This is a genomic window from Microbacterium jepli, assembly GCF_047237905.1.
Classification (GTDB): domain Bacteria; phylum Actinomycetota; class Actinomycetes; order Actinomycetales; family Microbacteriaceae; genus Microbacterium.
This window is the reverse complement of sequence record NZ_JBDFLW010000004.1, coordinates 1-13,708: the sequence shown is the minus strand read 5'-3', so window position 1 is coordinate 13,708 and position 13,708 is coordinate 1. Positions and strand designations below refer to the sequence as shown.

The 13,708-nt window shown below is 69.3% G+C and carries 14 protein-coding genes; 6 read left to right on the top strand and 8 right to left on the bottom strand.

Features of this window, described 5'->3' with window-relative positions; translation table 11 throughout:
• Positions 1-53 precede the first annotated feature (53 nt).
• From ABC304_RS03815 to ABC304_RS03800, 4 genes are read right to left on the bottom strand one after another with little or no spacing between them, the layout of a single operon-like run.
• Positions 54-2,204 (bottom strand): heavy metal translocating P-type ATPase, encoded by a 2,151-nt coding sequence (locus ABC304_RS03815; protein WP_412923021.1) that lies wholly within the window; start codon positions 2,202-2,204, stop codon positions 54-56.
• Positions 2,205-2,244: 40 nt separating this feature from the next.
• On the bottom strand, positions 2,245-4,506 hold the full coding sequence (locus tag ABC304_RS03810; RefSeq protein WP_412923022.1) for a heavy metal translocating P-type ATPase: 2,262 nt from the start codon (positions 4,504-4,506) through the stop codon (positions 2,245-2,247).
• The gene (locus ABC304_RS03805; RefSeq protein WP_412923023.1) at positions 4,503-4,826 is read right to left on the bottom strand and encodes a cation transporter; all 324 of its coding nucleotides are present in this window, start codon (positions 4,824-4,826) and stop codon (positions 4,503-4,505) included. Before ABC304_RS03805 ends, ABC304_RS03810 begins: the two co-directional genes overlap by 4 nt.
• Before the next feature lie 28 nt (positions 4,827-4,854).
• The gene (locus ABC304_RS03800) at positions 4,855-5,136 is read right to left on the bottom strand and encodes a metal-sensitive transcriptional regulator (protein WP_058233655.1); all 282 of its coding nucleotides are present in this window, start codon (positions 5,134-5,136) and stop codon (positions 4,855-4,857) included.
• A gap of 217 nt (positions 5,137-5,353) precedes the next feature.
• Here ABC304_RS03800 and ABC304_RS03795 point away from each other — a divergent pair, with 217 nt between their 5' ends.
• Positions 5,354-5,602, top strand: coding sequence for a hypothetical protein (locus ABC304_RS03795; RefSeq protein ID WP_160897560.1), 249 nt, complete (start codon positions 5,354-5,356; stop codon positions 5,600-5,602).
• Between the two features lie 99 nt (positions 5,603-5,701).
• On the opposite strand, the gene ABC304_RS03790 is transcribed toward ABC304_RS03795, so the two are convergent.
• From ABC304_RS03790 to ABC304_RS03775, 4 genes are all read right to left on the bottom strand, one after another.
• The gene (locus ABC304_RS03790) at positions 5,702-6,124 is read right to left on the bottom strand and encodes a hypothetical protein (RefSeq protein WP_160897559.1); all 423 of its coding nucleotides are present in this window, start codon (positions 6,122-6,124) and stop codon (positions 5,702-5,704) included.
• Positions 6,125-6,277: 153 nt separating this feature from the next.
• The gene (locus ABC304_RS03785; RefSeq protein WP_160897558.1) at positions 6,278-7,678 is read right to left on the bottom strand and encodes a ParB/RepB/Spo0J family partition protein; all 1,401 of its coding nucleotides are present in this window, start codon (positions 7,676-7,678) and stop codon (positions 6,278-6,280) included.
• A gap of 397 nt (positions 7,679-8,075) precedes the next feature.
• Positions 8,076-8,639 (bottom strand): hypothetical protein, encoded by a 564-nt coding sequence (locus tag ABC304_RS03780; protein WP_160897557.1) that lies wholly within the window; start codon positions 8,637-8,639, stop codon positions 8,076-8,078.
• A gap of 12 nt (positions 8,640-8,651) precedes the next feature.
• Positions 8,652-8,897 carry a hypothetical protein gene (locus tag ABC304_RS03775; RefSeq protein WP_160897556.1) on the bottom strand — a complete coding sequence of 82 codons (246 nt, stop codon included), beginning with the start codon at positions 8,895-8,897 and terminating at the stop codon, positions 8,652-8,654.
• Between the two features lie 427 nt (positions 8,898-9,324).
• On the opposite strand from ABC304_RS03775, the gene ABC304_RS03770 reads away from it, so the two are divergent.
• From ABC304_RS03770 to ABC304_RS03750, 5 genes are read left to right on the top strand one after another with little or no spacing between them, the layout of a single operon-like run.
• Positions 9,325-9,687 carry an ArsR/SmtB family transcription factor gene (locus tag ABC304_RS03770; protein WP_412923024.1) on the top strand — a complete coding sequence of 121 codons (363 nt, stop codon included), beginning with the start codon at positions 9,325-9,327 and terminating at the stop codon, positions 9,685-9,687.
• A complete protein-coding gene (locus ABC304_RS03765; protein ID WP_412923025.1) occupies positions 9,684-10,778 on the top strand; it encodes a cation diffusion facilitator family transporter in 1,095 nt (364 codons plus the stop codon). Before ABC304_RS03770 ends, ABC304_RS03765 begins: the two co-directional genes overlap by 4 nt.
• Before the next feature lie 5 nt (positions 10,779-10,783).
• On the top strand, positions 10,784-11,518 hold the full coding sequence (locus tag ABC304_RS03760; RefSeq protein ID WP_412923026.1) for a VIT1/CCC1 transporter family protein: 735 nt from the start codon (positions 10,784-10,786) through the stop codon (positions 11,516-11,518).
• Positions 11,518-12,195 (top strand): response regulator transcription factor, encoded by a 678-nt coding sequence (locus ABC304_RS03755; protein ID WP_412923027.1) that lies wholly within the window; start codon positions 11,518-11,520, stop codon positions 12,193-12,195. Before ABC304_RS03760 ends, ABC304_RS03755 begins: the two co-directional genes overlap by 1 nt.
• Positions 12,192-13,553, top strand: a complete 1,362-nt coding sequence (locus ABC304_RS03750; RefSeq protein ID WP_412923028.1) for a sensor histidine kinase — start codon at positions 12,192-12,194, stop codon at positions 13,551-13,553. The genes ABC304_RS03755 and ABC304_RS03750 overlap by 4 nt, the downstream gene beginning before the upstream one ends.
• Positions 13,554-13,708: the final 155 nt, after the last annotated feature.

Below are 13,708 nucleotides of genomic sequence, written 5' to 3'. Positions count from 1 at the left end.
CACGATACGAGCGGGCGACGGGGACGATTCGGGGGGTTGCGGGCGCGGGGAAACTACTTCGCGGCGACGGCTTGCGGGCTGAGGTCGAGCCGACGCAGGAGTTGCGCGTTGAGCGCGACGACGATCGTGGACAGCGACATCAGGATCGCTCCGACGGACATGGGGAGGACGAACCCGATAGGGGCGAGCACTCCGGCGGCGAGGGGGACGGAGATGAGGTTGTATCCGGCGGCCCACCACAGGTTCTGCTTCATCTTCCGGTAGCTGGCCCGCGACAGGTCGATCACGGACAGCACGGAGCGGGGGTCGTCGCTGGCGAGGATGACCCCGGCGGACGCGATGGCGACGTCGGTGCCCGCGCCGATGGCGATACCGACATCGGCTTGCGCGAGGGCGGGTGCGTCGTTCACCCCGTCACCAACCATGGCGACCTTGCGGGATTCGTTCTGAAGCTGCTTGACCTTGGATGCCTTGTCTTCGGGGCGGACCCCGGCGAAGAAGCGGTCGATGCCGAGGTCGGCGGCGACGGATGCGGCAACCGCTTCGGCGTCTCCGGTGATCATGACCACCTGCACGCCCCGCTGGTGCAGCGCGTCGACCGCAGCGCGCGATTCAGGGCGGATCTCATCCGCCAGGCGCAGCGCTCCTGCCATCTGCCCGTCGATGAGAACGTGGAGGATGATCGCACCCTCCTTGCGCCACTCGTTCGCGATCGACCGCTCAGCGGCCTTCTCCTGCTCGAGCATGTAGGGGCCGCCGACCTGGACGGTGCGCCCGGTGACCTGCGCGCGGACACCGACGGCCGGTGACGATTCAAAGTCGTTGGAGGAGGGCACGGTGAGCTGCTTCTCTTTCGCGGCGTTCACGATCGCCCGAGCAAGGGGGTGTTCAGAGTCCGCCTCGGCGGCGGCGGCCAAAGCCAGCAGTTCGTCTGCATCGACCCCTTCGGCAGGGTCGATCGCGGTGACGGCCGGGGTTCCCTTGGTGAGGGTGCCGGTCTTGTCGAACAGCACCGTGTCGACGGTGCGCATGCTTTCCAGCGCGAGACGGTCCTTGATCAGAACACCGCCGCGCGCGGCACGCTCCGTGGCGATCGACACGACGAGCGGGATCGCCAGTCCCAAGGCGTGCGGGCAGGCGATGACCAGAACGGTGATGGTGCGGATGACCGCTTCGTCGGGGAATCCCACCAGGGACCACACCACAGCGGTGACCGCGGCCGCGCCGAGCGCGAACCAGAACAGCCACCCCGCAGCACGGTCCGCGAGCCGCTGCGCGCGAGAGGAGGAGTTTTGAGCCTCAGAGACGAGCTTTTGGATGCCCGCGAGGGCGGTGTCCTGCCCGACCGCGGTGATTTCTACGCGAACTCCGGAGTCGGTGGCGACCGTGCCGGCGACGACCTGATCGCCGTCGCCGCGGCGAACGGGGCGGGATTCTCCGGTGATCATCGACTCGTCCATGCTGGCCGAGCCCTGCACGATCCGCCCGTCCGCGGGAACCCGCCCACCGGGGCGGACCACAACCACGTCACCGACCTGCAGCTCAGCGGGGGCGACGGTGACGGTGGTGTCCCCGTCCACCTTCTCGGCCTCGTCGGGCAGGAGCGCGGCGAGGGAGTCGAGGGCGGAGGTGGTCTGGGCGAGGGATCGCATCTCGATCCAGTGCCCGAGAAGCATGATGACGACCAACAGCGCCAGCTCCCACCAGAAGTCCAACTCGTGGTGCAACAGCCCGAGGCTTGCCCCCCAGGACGCGAGGAACGCGACGGTGATCGCGAGGGCAATGAGAAGCATCATGCCGGGCTTGCGGGCGCGCAGCTCGCTGACGGCGCCGGTAAGGAACGGGGCGCCACCCCAGACATACATGACGGTCCCGAGAATCGGGGACACCCATCCCACCCACGCCGCGTCCGGCAGCGGGTAGCCGATCAGCATCGAGAACATGCTGGAGAAAGCCACGACCGGCACCGCGAGAACCAGCATGATCCAGAACAGCCGCCGGAACCGGGCGACGTGATCACCGTGACCGGCGTGACCGCCGTGGTCGGCGTGACCGTGCCCGGAGTGCCCCGCCGCAGGTGCCCGATCATCCGTGCCGTGCGGGTGGCCCATCGCTGCGTGGTCGTGTACTGCCGTTGCCGCCGGAGCGTTGTGGCCCTGGTGGTTCGTGCGGGCCGAGTGGTTGTGATGTTCGTGCTGGCTCATGGGAGCCTCCTTCGCTGGGTGCGCCGCCACGGCGCACGATTCAGGCCGGTTGGGGCATGGGAGTGCGGGCGATGTGCACGGGTGCCGGCTCGGGGCGGAACCGGCGCAGCCGGAGGCTGTTGGTCACGACGAACACCGACGACAGCGCCATGGCCGCCGCGGCGACGAGCGGGTTCAGCAGCCCGGCCATCGCGATCGGGATGGCGGCGACGTTGTAGGCGAAGGCCCAGAACAAATTGCTCTTGATGGTGCGGAGGGTGCGGCGGGAGAGTCGGATCGCGTCGGCCACGACGGTTAGGTCGCCGGAGACGATCGTGATGTCACTGGCGGCGATCGCCGCGTCCGTGCCGCCCCCCATCGCAAGGCCGAGGTCGGCTGCGGCGAGGGCCGCGGCGTCGTTGACGCCGTCACCGACCATTGCGACCACGTGGCCATCGTTTTGGAGCCGGCGGATCACTTCGAGCTTCCCGGCGGGGGTGACGCCGGCGTGCACGTCGGAGATGCCGACCTCAGCGGCGATCCGTGCGGCCGTGGTGTCGTTGTCGCCGGTGAGGAGCACCGGGCGCAGCCCGAGTGCGCGGAACCGTGCGATGGCGGTCGAGCTGGTCGGCTTCACCGTGTCCGCCACGCCGATCGCGCCCAGGTACTGCCCGTCGCGGCCGACCGCGATTGCGGTACTGGTACGAGCGAGCGTGTTCAGCTCCGCTGCGGCCTCCGACGGTGGGCGGATGCCCCACTGCTCGGCCAGCCAGGAGGCGCGGCCCGCGACCACCGCGGCGCCGTCCACGATCCCCTGCACACCGAACCCGGCGTGCGAGGCGAAGCTGTCCGCATATGCACCAGGCGCGGTGGCGGTGATCGCGCGGGCGACGGGATGCTCGGAGCCCGCCTCGACCGCAGCGGCGACCCGCAGCAGCTCGTCCCGGGTGACACCAGGGGCGGGGTGAACGGTGGTGACGGTCATCTTGCCGGTGGTCACGGTGCCGGTCTTGTCGAGCACGATGGTGTCGACGGTGCGGGTCTGCTCCAGCACCTGCGGTCCACGGATCAAGATTCCCAGCTGCGAGCCCCGGCCGGTGCCCACCAAGAGGGCGGTGGGGGTGGCGAGGCCAAGCGCGCACGGGCACGCGATGATTAGTGTCGCGACCGCGGCGGTGAACGCTTGTTCCAGCGATGTCCCAGCGATCATCCAGCCGACGAAGGCGGCGGCGGCAAGTCCGATGACGATCGGGACGAACACGGCCGACACCCGGTCAGCGATGCGTTGCACCTTGGCCTTGCCGGTTTGGGCTTCCTCCATCAGCCGGCGCATGCGCGCGAGCTCGGTGTCGGCGCCGACCCGGGTGATTTCTACGGTGAGGCGGCCGCCGACATTCACCGTCGCTCCTATGACACGCGACCCAGTCGTCACCTCGACGGGGACTGATTCTCCGGTGAGCATGCTGGCATCGACGGCGGAGGCACCATCGATCACCAGCCCGTCGGAGGGAATCTTCTCCCCCGGTCGAACGAGCACAGTGTCTCCGACCGACAGCTGCGCGACCGGCACCATCCGTTCGGCGCCGTCGACGAGCTGCGTGGCGTGCTTCGCGCCCATCTCCAGCAGCGCCCGTAACGCCTCCGACGATGATTTCCTCGCGCGCGCTTCGGCATACCGCCCGGCCAGGATGAAGACGGTGACCAGCGCGGCCACTTCCAGATAGATTTCGTGGCCCCCGGCCTGCGGGGTACCGACGAGGGTGAACGTCATCGTCATGCCGGGCATGCCTGCGCCACCGAAGAACAGCGCGTAAAGGGACCACCCGAATGCGGCGATGACGCCAACGCTGATGAGGGTGTCCATGGTCGCCGCGCCGTGTCGGGCGTTGACGGCCGCGGCCCGGTGGAACGGCCACGCGCCCCAGACCGCCACCGGGGCGGTGAGAGTGAGGGCAAGCCACTGCCAGTACTCGAACTGCAACGCCGGGACCATCGACAACACTGCCACCGGCAGCGACAGGGCGGCACTAATCAGCAGACGCCGCCGTAGCGCCCCGACCTCGCCGTCCTCTCGGTTTGGGGTGTTCTCATCGATGTCACCGCTCGGTGGCGGTGCGGGGAGAGCCGCCTGGTACCCCGCGGATTCGACGGCGGCGATCAGGGTGGCAGGGTCGACGTCGTTCCCGCGAACACGTGCTTTCTCGGTGGCGTAGTTCACCGTTGCTTCCACACCGGGAAGCTTGTTCAGCTTGCGTTCAATCCGGGTCGCACACGACGCGCATGTCATCCCGGAAATATCGAGTTCGACGTCGACCGCGCTCATGCGGGTGCGCCGGCCAGGGTGTAGCCGGCCTCCTCCACCGCGGCCTGCACTGCGGCAGCATCGATCGGGGTCAAGCTGTGGATGGTGACGCGCGACGTACCGCCGGCGTTGAGGTCTACCGTGACGTTCTCGACACCGTCGATCGCAGTCAGCTCCTCCGTGACGCTCGACACGCAGTGCGAGCATGTCATTCCGGTCACCAGGACGTCTTCTGTCACCGTCGCCGCGGTGGACGCGGGTGCGTCTGTCGCTGTGGACGTGGCGCAGCAAGCGCAGCCGGCGTTGGTGTCTTTCAGGCCGAGGTCGATGCGGTCGGTCATGATTTGCTCCTCTGGGGTTGGTGCGGGATCAGGAACGGACGAGCCGTGCAATCGCGTCGTTGGCCTCACGAATCTTCTCTGCGGCAACCTGGCCGCCCTCTGCGCTCGCCTCCGCGACGCAGTGGCGGAGGTGATCCCCGAGCAGGGATAGCGCAACCGTCTCCAAAGCCTTCGTCGCGGCGGAGACCTGCGTAAGGATGTCGATGCAGTACTTGTCTTCATCGACCATTCGGGCGATCCCTCGTACCTGACCCTCGACGCGACGCAGCCGCTTCTGGAGGTCGTCTTTGTTGCCCTCGTATCCGTTCACCCAGATACCATACCCCCCTAGGGTATGTAGCGCAACACTCCTATTCATCCCCCTGCGCGCGTCCACCGGAGTGGTCCGCCCAACCGGGGATGATTATTAGCATCTGCTGGGAGAGGCGCTGAACCAGGCATGGGACCTTATCGGAGCGCCTTGAAGCACACCGCGGCGGCGGTGTCACGCCGTAGATTCGCGCAGCGACGGGTGGGATGGTGAGCGCATGTCTGAGAAGCGGTCGAAGCTCGCTCAAGCGGCGTTGGTGTCTAACGGCATGGTGTGGTTTGGTGCGTCGTTCATGCTCTTCGCGATCGCGGCGGAGCAGACGGCGGCGGTGTTCGCCGGCACGTGGCTGAACGTCCTCGGGTGGGCGATCATCCTTCTCGTCGCCGCGGGCCTGGCCGTCGTCGGCGTCATCGAGAACGTCAACATCCGGGCGGGCAAGAAGTACAAGCCGCGGCCGCGCAGCTGACCGCGCTCGAGCGGGGAACCCGCGACCCGCGTTGGAGGGGGGTCGAGGGGGTCTCCCCCTCGTGCGGGCCGGCCCTTTCGGGTCGGCCCGCCGCCATGCTCAGAGCGTGAGCGCGTGCAGCACCGTCGCCGCGGTGCCCGCGGGCGTTCCGTAGTCCGTGACGTGCAGCGTCGCGGCGCGGTTGGTGATGAGGTCGAGGGCGACGAGTTCTTCTTCGGACTCGTCGGTCATGTCGCCGGGTTCGTCCTCCCATTCGCGCAGCACGCGTCCGTCGACGTCGACCACGCGCCACAGCCCCCACACGTGAGCGACGGGACCGGTCCTTTCGTACTTGAACACCAGGGCCGTAGCGGTGGGCCAGCCATGCGCCGCCGCGGCGACGATGAGCGCGTGCGCGGCCGCGGCGATCTGCTCAACGTCGCCGGATGCCGTGGCCGTGTTGACGGCGGCTTCCGCCTCGCGCAGCGCCGCGGTGTGTCCACACACGTCGACATCGACGGCGGGGGTCGTAGTGGTGGTCATGGTGCGCCTTTCTGGGCAGCTGAGGGTGACGCCCGGGGGGTGAAAAAAGGGTGATGCGACAGGGTGACGTCCGGGGGTGACGCCGGGGGTGACGCCGGGGGTGACGCCGGGGGTGACGCCGGGGGTGACGGATGCCGGTCCCCGTCCGGTTGGTCAGGCGAGGCCCGCGGCTTCGGCGGGGGTGGTGTCGCCGGTGACGATCTGCTCGACCGGGGAGAGGGCGTATCCCCACGCGGCGAGCTGGCGGAAGAACGCGGCGGCGCGCTCGTCGCCGCGTCGCCACGATTCCTTGCTGGTGCCTGCCTCGGCACCGGCGAGGACGACCGCCAGGGACACCAGGCGGGCCTTGCCGGGGTTGGCCTCCACCAGCGCGGCCAGGGCGTCGGTGCGGAAACCGGAGGGCCGCTCGACGCCGAGGAACGTGTGCGCGAGGTCGTTGCCGCCCGACATCGCGGACGACACCGAGAACCGGTGAGCGGTCAGGCCCAGCGCGATCACCCGGTCAGCGTCCTTCGGCAGCGTCTTGCGAGACAGGAACGTCGCGATCCATTCGCGGCGCACCGTCTCAGCGGCGGTCCACGCCTTGTTGTTGGCGATGAGCGCCTTGCGCTCGGCGGACTTCTCGACGCGCTCTTCCTCGATCTGCTCCGCGGTCAGCGGCTCGGCGGGGGTGCCGGGTGCGCCCCAGGCGTAGGTGAATCCCGCATCGGTGGGGTTCTGAACGAAGTAGGTCACGTCGATGTCGCCGCGCCAGTTGGTGTCGATGAGCGCGCCGCGCACCGGGACGGTGGCGATGTGCTCGGCGGTGACCTGTGCGCCGTCCGCGGTGTGGAGCTTGCGGAGGATCACCCACGGGCTTTCCTGCCCGTACGCCCCGCCACGAGTGAGCACCTGGAAACCGCCCGCGATCAGCTCCTGCTCGACGGCGGCGAGGCGGGCCTTTTCCGCGGCGTCGTCGCGGAGGCTCTGCGCGGTGTGCTCGAACTGGGTCGGGTCGGTGGTGGCGACCTCGATCAGGTGCGCGCGGGCGTCGGCGTCGTCCTCGAACTCCAACAGCACCGCCGCCTGGTCCAGGGTCAGCGGGTGCTCGTTGAGAGCGGAGGTGACGGTGGCGGACTCGGCGACGGCGAGGCCCTTTTTCACCGCGTCGGTCTTGGTGCCGGTGCGCTTGGCGATCTGCGCGGCGCTGATGCCCTCGAACGCCAGCTGCGCCCAGGCGGCGGTGCGATCCGCGGTGCTGAGGTCGGCGCGCTGGTCGTTCTCGATGATCTGCTGAATGATCCGGTCCGCGGTGGTGTCGTCGCCCTCCACGACGTAGACGGGGACGGTCGGCACCTCGGCCTCGCGGGCGGCGAGGGTGCGACGCTGACCGGCGCGGACGATGACGTTTCCGCGCTCGTCGCGGCGGGCAAGGATCGGGGTGATGACGCCGTTCTCACGGATCGACGCGACGAAATCCTTCGTCACGGGAGCGCTGGTGCGCACGTTCGCCTCGATGACGAGGGTGGTCGGGTCGATGTGCTCGATGGTCCCGGTTCCGGTGGTGATGCTCACGATGGTTTCTCCTTGATCGGTGTGCGACCATGAAGGCGACAGGTCCCGTGGTGCTAGGTCCACTACGGGGCTTTTGTCGTCTTCCAGATCGTTCTTCTTTGCCTCTCCGGCGAGTGAAAACCAACTGAGTGGAGGCGGCGGAGTGACGCCGATCCCGGGCGAAATAAGCCCGCAGGGCGCGTCCGGGATCGGTGGCACGTAGCCGATGGAGCGAAGTAGGTTGAAACCGCGGAGAGGTGAAGAAACCGGGGAATCCTGCCGCGTAGCGGCTCGCTTCGGCGGTGCTCCGTCACCGCTGCGCGGGCGGAGCTCGCGCCCCGCCGCAGGCGGAACACCGGGGAGCGCGAGGGGGTCGCCCCTCGTGGCCGGCCCGTAGGCCGGCCCCTCCCCCGCTGGGTCAGCTCCAGCTCTCGGTCCAGTCCTCGGGCGGGACGACGGCGTGCGGCTGGCCTGTCGTGTGCAGGTAGTACAGGGTGCTGCTGTAATCGTCGTCCCCTCGGCTAACGCTCATCTGCTGGTGATCGTCGTCCGTTTCCGCGATGTTCCACCTGGTCGAGACGTCCACGGCGTACAGGTCGCCGTAGGAGTCGGTGACGAGCTGGTCGCAGACGGGGCAGCGCAGCGCGCGGTACGTCTCCCCGTCATCGGTCACGGTGACGACCATGAGGACCGGGGCCGCGGCCCACACCTGTTGTTGCAGCTGCTCGATCGTGGCGAGCAGGGCGTCAGCGCTCGGGGTCGGGGTCAGGAACGCGACAAGCGCCGCGGCGTATTCGGTGCCGTTGTCGGTGACGGGATGCCCGCCCGGCGCGCCCTCGCCCGGCAGGGTGAGGGTGTTGCGCACGTGCGCAAGGATCTCGGCGTCGGTGGCCGCGGCGTCATCGCCGGACTCCGCACGGCGGGTGTCGAGGATGAGCGCGAGCTGCGCCGCGGTCGCGCGGCCGGTGTCGATGGTGGTCATGGCGCACTCCTGTCAGCGGACGGTGGTCGGGTCGACGGTCAGCCCGTGCTTCGCAAGGCGGGCGAGGGTGTCGGGGTCGCCGGTGATCTGCTCCCAGCCCTCGGGCGAGACGACGGCCGCGGGATCACCGTCGCGGTCGGTGAGAACGACGCACGTCCGAGCGTCGAGCGCGCCCCCGGTGCGCGGGCACACGATGTTCTTGCTGACGAGAAACGTGACCATCTGATCGCGGAGGATCGCTTCGAGGGTGGTGGACATGACTGCTCCTGACTGATCGTTTTTCTTTGCCTCTCCGGCGGGAATGACCGTTTGAGCGGAGGCGGCGAAGTGACGCCGATTCCGGGCGAAATAAGCCCGTAGGGCGCGTCCGGAATCGGTGGCACGTAGCCGTTGGAGCGAAATAGGTTGAGACCGCGGAGAGGTGAAGAAAACCCAGGGAACAGGCCGCGCAGCGGCTCCGCCCGGCGGCGCTCCGTCGCCGCCGGGCGAGCGCAGCTCGCCTCCCGGGACGGGATGCCGGGGACCCTTCTATGGGTTCAAGTCAACTCGGGTGCGTCGCTACCCGACCGCAGGCTGCATTACCTCGCGTCGTTCGGGTGCTCTGTCGCCGCGCGTCGAGCAGCATCGCCTAGCAGCGGTAAAGAGTCGTTGGGCTCCGACGTGGAGCGTGAGCTATTATCTGCGTATGCACGTAGATAAGAAATCTTGCGGGTTGGATGTCGACTCGGAGTACGTCGAGCTAGCCGTCGAGGTGTTCGCGATGCTCGCGGACGCGACGCGGGTGCGCATCGTCCTGGCACTGCGGAAGGCGGGCGAGCTGCCGGTGAACGTCCTGGCCGAGACCGTGGGAAAGAGCCCGGCCGCGGTCTCGCAGCATCTCGCGAAACTGCGCCTGGGCCGCATGGTGCAGACCCGCCGCGAGGGCACGACCGTCTTCTACCGGCTGACGGACGAGCACGCCTCGGAGCTGGTCGTGGACGCGATCAAGCAGGCCGAGCACGTCGTCGGGCACGCACCGCATCACCAGACGGGCGGGCCGACCGCGTGACGACGCGCACCGAACACCACGAGCACGGCCACCCCCACGAGCACGAGCACCCGCACGACCACGAGCAGCCGCGCGGCCACGAGCACGGCCATACCCACGGTCACCCGCACGGCGGCCTCCGGGGGTTCCTCCACGACCTGTTCGTCCCGCACACGCACGACTCCGCCGACTCGATCGACGACGCGATGGAGGCGTCGACGGCGGGAGTGCGCGCGCTGAAGATCAGCCTGGTGATCCTGCTCGCGACGACCGTGCTGCAGGCGGCGCTCGTCGCGCTCACCGGGTCCGTCGCACTGCTCGCCGACACGATCCACAACTTCGCGGACGCGTTGACCGCGGTGCCGCTCTGGATCGCGTTCGTCCTCGGGCGCCGCGTCGCCTCCCGCCGCTACACCTACGGCTACGGGCGCGCCGAGGACCTCGCCGGGATGTTCATCGTCGTCGTCGTCGCGCTCTCCGCCGTCGTTGCAGGCTGGGAGGCGATCGCCCGCCTTCTCGATCCCCGCCCGATCGAGAACCCGTGGCTGCTCGTGCTCGCCGGCGTCATCGGCTTCGCGGGCAATGAGATCGTCGCGATCTACCGCATCCGCATCGGCCGCCGCATCGGCTCCGCCGCCCTCGTCGCCGACGGGGTGCACGCGCGGCTCGACGGCTTCACGTCTCTGTCCGTGGTGCTGGGAGCGATCGGCGTCCTGCTCGGATTCCCGCTCGCGGACCCGATCATCGGCCTGCTCATCGCCGTCTCGATCCTGGTCCTGCTCTGGGGAACCGTGAAGTCGGTCGGCGCCCGCCTGATGGACGCAATCGCGCCCGACCTCCTCGAACGCGCCGAGCACGTCCTCGAGCACGCCCCGGGCGTCACCGCTGTCGAGGATCTCCGCCTCCGCTGGATCGGCCACCGACTGACCGGATCGGCCACCCTCCGCGTCGCAGCCGATCAGCTTGACGACGCGACGCAGATCGCGCAACACGCGAGTGAACACCTCCACGCCGCAATCGGCAACCTCGACATCTTCACGCTCACTCCCTCTTCGGGGAGGAGAGGGAAGCCTGTCCTGCCTGGCGCGGAGGAGACTCCGGTGCTTCCATGAGGCTCATGCCGTCCGATCCCACTCCTCCGCCCTCCACTCCTCGCGCGGAGCCGCATGATGGCGCGATCTCGGGGCGCCTGAATTGGTTGCGAGCGGGCGTGCTGGGCGCGAACGACGGCATCGTGTCGGTCGCCGCTCTGGTCGTGGGTGTCGCGGGCGCTACGACGGCGACGGCTCCGATCCTGACGGCCGGTGTCGCGGGTCTGGTCGGTGGCGCGGTATCGATGGCGCTGGGCGAGTACGTCTCGGTGAGCAGTCAGAGCGACAGTCAGCGCGCGCTGATCGCGAAGGAGCGCGTCGAGCTCGCGGAGGATCCCGCCGGGGAGCTCGAGGAGCTCGCTTTTCTGTATCAGGCGCGTGGCCTGACCCCGGAGACAGCGCATCAGGTCGCCCGCGAGCTGACCGAGAACGACGCTCTGACCGCACATCTGGAAGCGGAGCTCGGGTTGAACGAGGAAGCGGTCGCCAGTCCGCTCGCCGCCGCCGGCGCCTCGGCGCTGGCGTTCTTCCTCGGAGCCGTGCTGCCGCTGCTCGCGATCCTGCTCCCGCCGCCGGAGCTGAGGGTTCCGGTGACCTTCGTCGTGGTGCTGATCGCCCTCGCCGCGACCGGATACATCAGCGCACGGGTCGGCGGCAGCCCGGCTCTGCGCCCGATGATCCGCATCGTCGTCGGCGGCGCTCTCGCCCTCGCCGCGACCTTCCTGATCGGGTCGCTGCTCGGCACTTCCGGCGCGGTCTGATGTCCCGGATCCTCGTCGTCGAGGACGACCCGCAGATGGGCGCCCTCGTCGACCGGGGACTGCGCGAGGACGGCTACGACGTGCAGCTCGTCGACAACGGCGTCGACGCGCTGATCGCCTTCACGGCGGGGGACGTCGATGTCGCCGTCGTCGACGTGATGCTGCCGGGGATGACCGGGTTCGAGGTCTGCCGTCGGATGCGGGAGTCGGGCAGCACCGTCCCGGTCGTGCTGATCACGGCACGCGACGCCGTCGAGGACCGCATCTTCGGACTGGACTCGGGCGCCGACGACTACGTCACCAAGCCGTTCCACTTCGGCGAGCTGAGCGCCCGGATCCGCGCGCAGATCCGTCGCCGGGCCAGCGGCCCGCAGCCGGTGGTGCAGATCGGAGCGCTGCGATTGGACGCCCTGTCCGTGCGCGCGACGGTCCGCGATCGCCCCTTCGCGTTGAGCGTGAAGGAGTTCACCCTGCTGCGCTTCTTCGCCGTGCATCTCGATGAGGTAGTGACCCGGACGGAGATCCTCACCGAGGTGTGGGGATCACCTGAGACGTTCGAGCCGACCCTCGTGGACCAGTACGTCAGCTACCTCCGCAAGAAGCTCGCCCTGGCCGACGCGGGCCTGCGGATCACGACCGTCCGCGGCGCGGGGTACCGGCTGGAGCGCACCGAGTGAGGCTGCTGCGCTCCCTGTCGATCCGCTCCCGGATCACCCTCGGCAGCCTCCTCGTCGCGCTGATCGGCGTCGGCGTGATCACCCTCGTGCTGCACGGGCAGTTCCGCAGCATCGTCGTCGCGTCCGAGGTGACCCTCGCCGAGGGCGACCTCGCCCCGTATCTCGCCGATCTGGGATCGGACCCGACCGAGACCCCCGACCCGCCGGCCGAGGGGATCCTGATCTTCACGCGCGCTCCCGGCGGGGCGGTGCCCGTCGACACGATGCCGCACGACGTCCACGAGGTCCTCGAACGCAGCAGCGGCAGCGACGGCACCTCGACGGTGATCACCGACGAGAACGTCCGGTTCACGGTCGTCTCCCGAACCCTGGACACCAGCGCGGGCACGTGGGAGCTGTGGGCGGCGCGCAGCGGCGCCGGCAGCGACCTCACCGTCGCGGCCCTAGACCGGACGCTGCTCGTCAGCGCAGCGGCCCTCGTGATCCTGTCCGCCCTCGCCGCGTGGCTGCTCACCGGCGCCGCTCTGCGTCCGGTCGAGCGGATGCGCCGCACCGCCGCGTCGCTCGGCGACCGGGACGGCGGCGAGCTCCCCGTCGGCCCGGCGGCTGATGAACTGTCGGATCTGGCGGAGACGTTGAACGCCTTCATCGCCCGGACGCGGGACACCGCGGAACGGGAGCGGCAGATGGTGTCCGCGGCCAGCCACGAGATCCGCACCCCGCTGGCCGTCGTCATCACCCAGCTCGAACTCGCGCACCGGCACTTCGGCGACGCGGACGCCCTCGAAAAAGAGATCCGCGCCGCCGAGGGGTCCCTCGCCCGCCTGTCCCGCCTGGCGACGAACCTCCTCGAGCTCTCCCGCCTGGACGCCGCACCGCCCGTCACTGCGCTCGCGACTGCGAGCGAGCTGGAGACCGAGCTGATGGACTCCGTGGACCGGCTGAGGACGATCACGGGCGGAGCCGGCCCCGACATCGAGCTCGACACCGCGATCGAGCGGGCCGACTCGCCCTATCCGCTCTCGGTGAGCGCGTTCTCTCGGATCCTCGACAATCTGGGCGCGAATGCGATCGCCGCAACACCCCCCGCAGGACGCATCACCCTCCTCCTCCAGCAGCACGACTCCGCCCTCGAGCTGCGCGTGGAAGACACCGGACACGGCATGCCGGAGGAGTTCGTGCCGCACGCGTTCGAGCGCTTCTCCCGACCCGACGAGGCGCGCACCAGCCGCGAGGGCGGCAGCGGTCTCGGCCTCGCCCTCGTCGCAGCGCTCGTCGACACCGCCGACGGATCGGTCGCCATCGAGAACCGCCGCTTGAACGGAGTGGCGGTGACGGTCATGCTGCCCGAGCGGTGACATGTGAGACCTCGAACACGAATCGGACCCCGGCGGGGAATCGGCACGCATCCCTCATAGCCGACACCAAGACTCCACCGCGACGGTAAGAGCGCGCCCCCGGAAACCCCGGGCCGGCGCACTCGACACCAACCGAAGGGCGCCGCCGTGAGCAC

Coding starts and splice junctions, on each gene's coding strand:
- ABC304_RS03810 (WP_412923022.1), bottom strand. CDS start 4,506: ATGAGCGCGGTCGACGTCGAACTCGATATTTCCGGGATGACATGCGCG.
- ABC304_RS03790 (WP_160897559.1), bottom strand. CDS start 6,124: ATGACCACCACTACGACCCCCGCCGTCGATGTCGACGTGTGTGGACAC.
- ABC304_RS03780 (WP_160897557.1), bottom strand. CDS start 8,639: ATGACCACCATCGACACCGGCCGCGCGACCGCGGCGCAGCTCGCGCTC.
- ABC304_RS03770 (WP_412923024.1), top strand. CDS start 9,325: ATGCACGTAGATAAGAAATCTTGCGGGTTGGATGTCGACTCGGAGTAC.
- ABC304_RS03755 (WP_412923027.1), top strand. CDS start 11,518: ATGTCCCGGATCCTCGTCGTCGAGGACGACCCGCAGATGGGCGCCCTC.
- ABC304_RS03760 (WP_412923026.1), top strand. CDS start 10,784: ATGCCGTCCGATCCCACTCCTCCGCCCTCCACTCCTCGCGCGGAGCCG.
- ABC304_RS03795 (WP_160897560.1), top strand. CDS start 5,354: ATGTCTGAGAAGCGGTCGAAGCTCGCTCAAGCGGCGTTGGTGTCTAAC.
- ABC304_RS03805 (WP_412923023.1), bottom strand. CDS start 4,826: ATGACCGACCGCATCGACCTCGGCCTGAAAGACACCAACGCCGGCTGC.
- ABC304_RS03775 (WP_160897556.1), bottom strand. CDS start 8,897: ATGTCCACCACCCTCGAAGCGATCCTCCGCGATCAGATGGTCACGTTT.
- ABC304_RS03815 (WP_412923021.1), bottom strand. CDS start 2,204: ATGAGCCAGCACGAACATCACAACCACTCGGCCCGCACGAACCACCAG.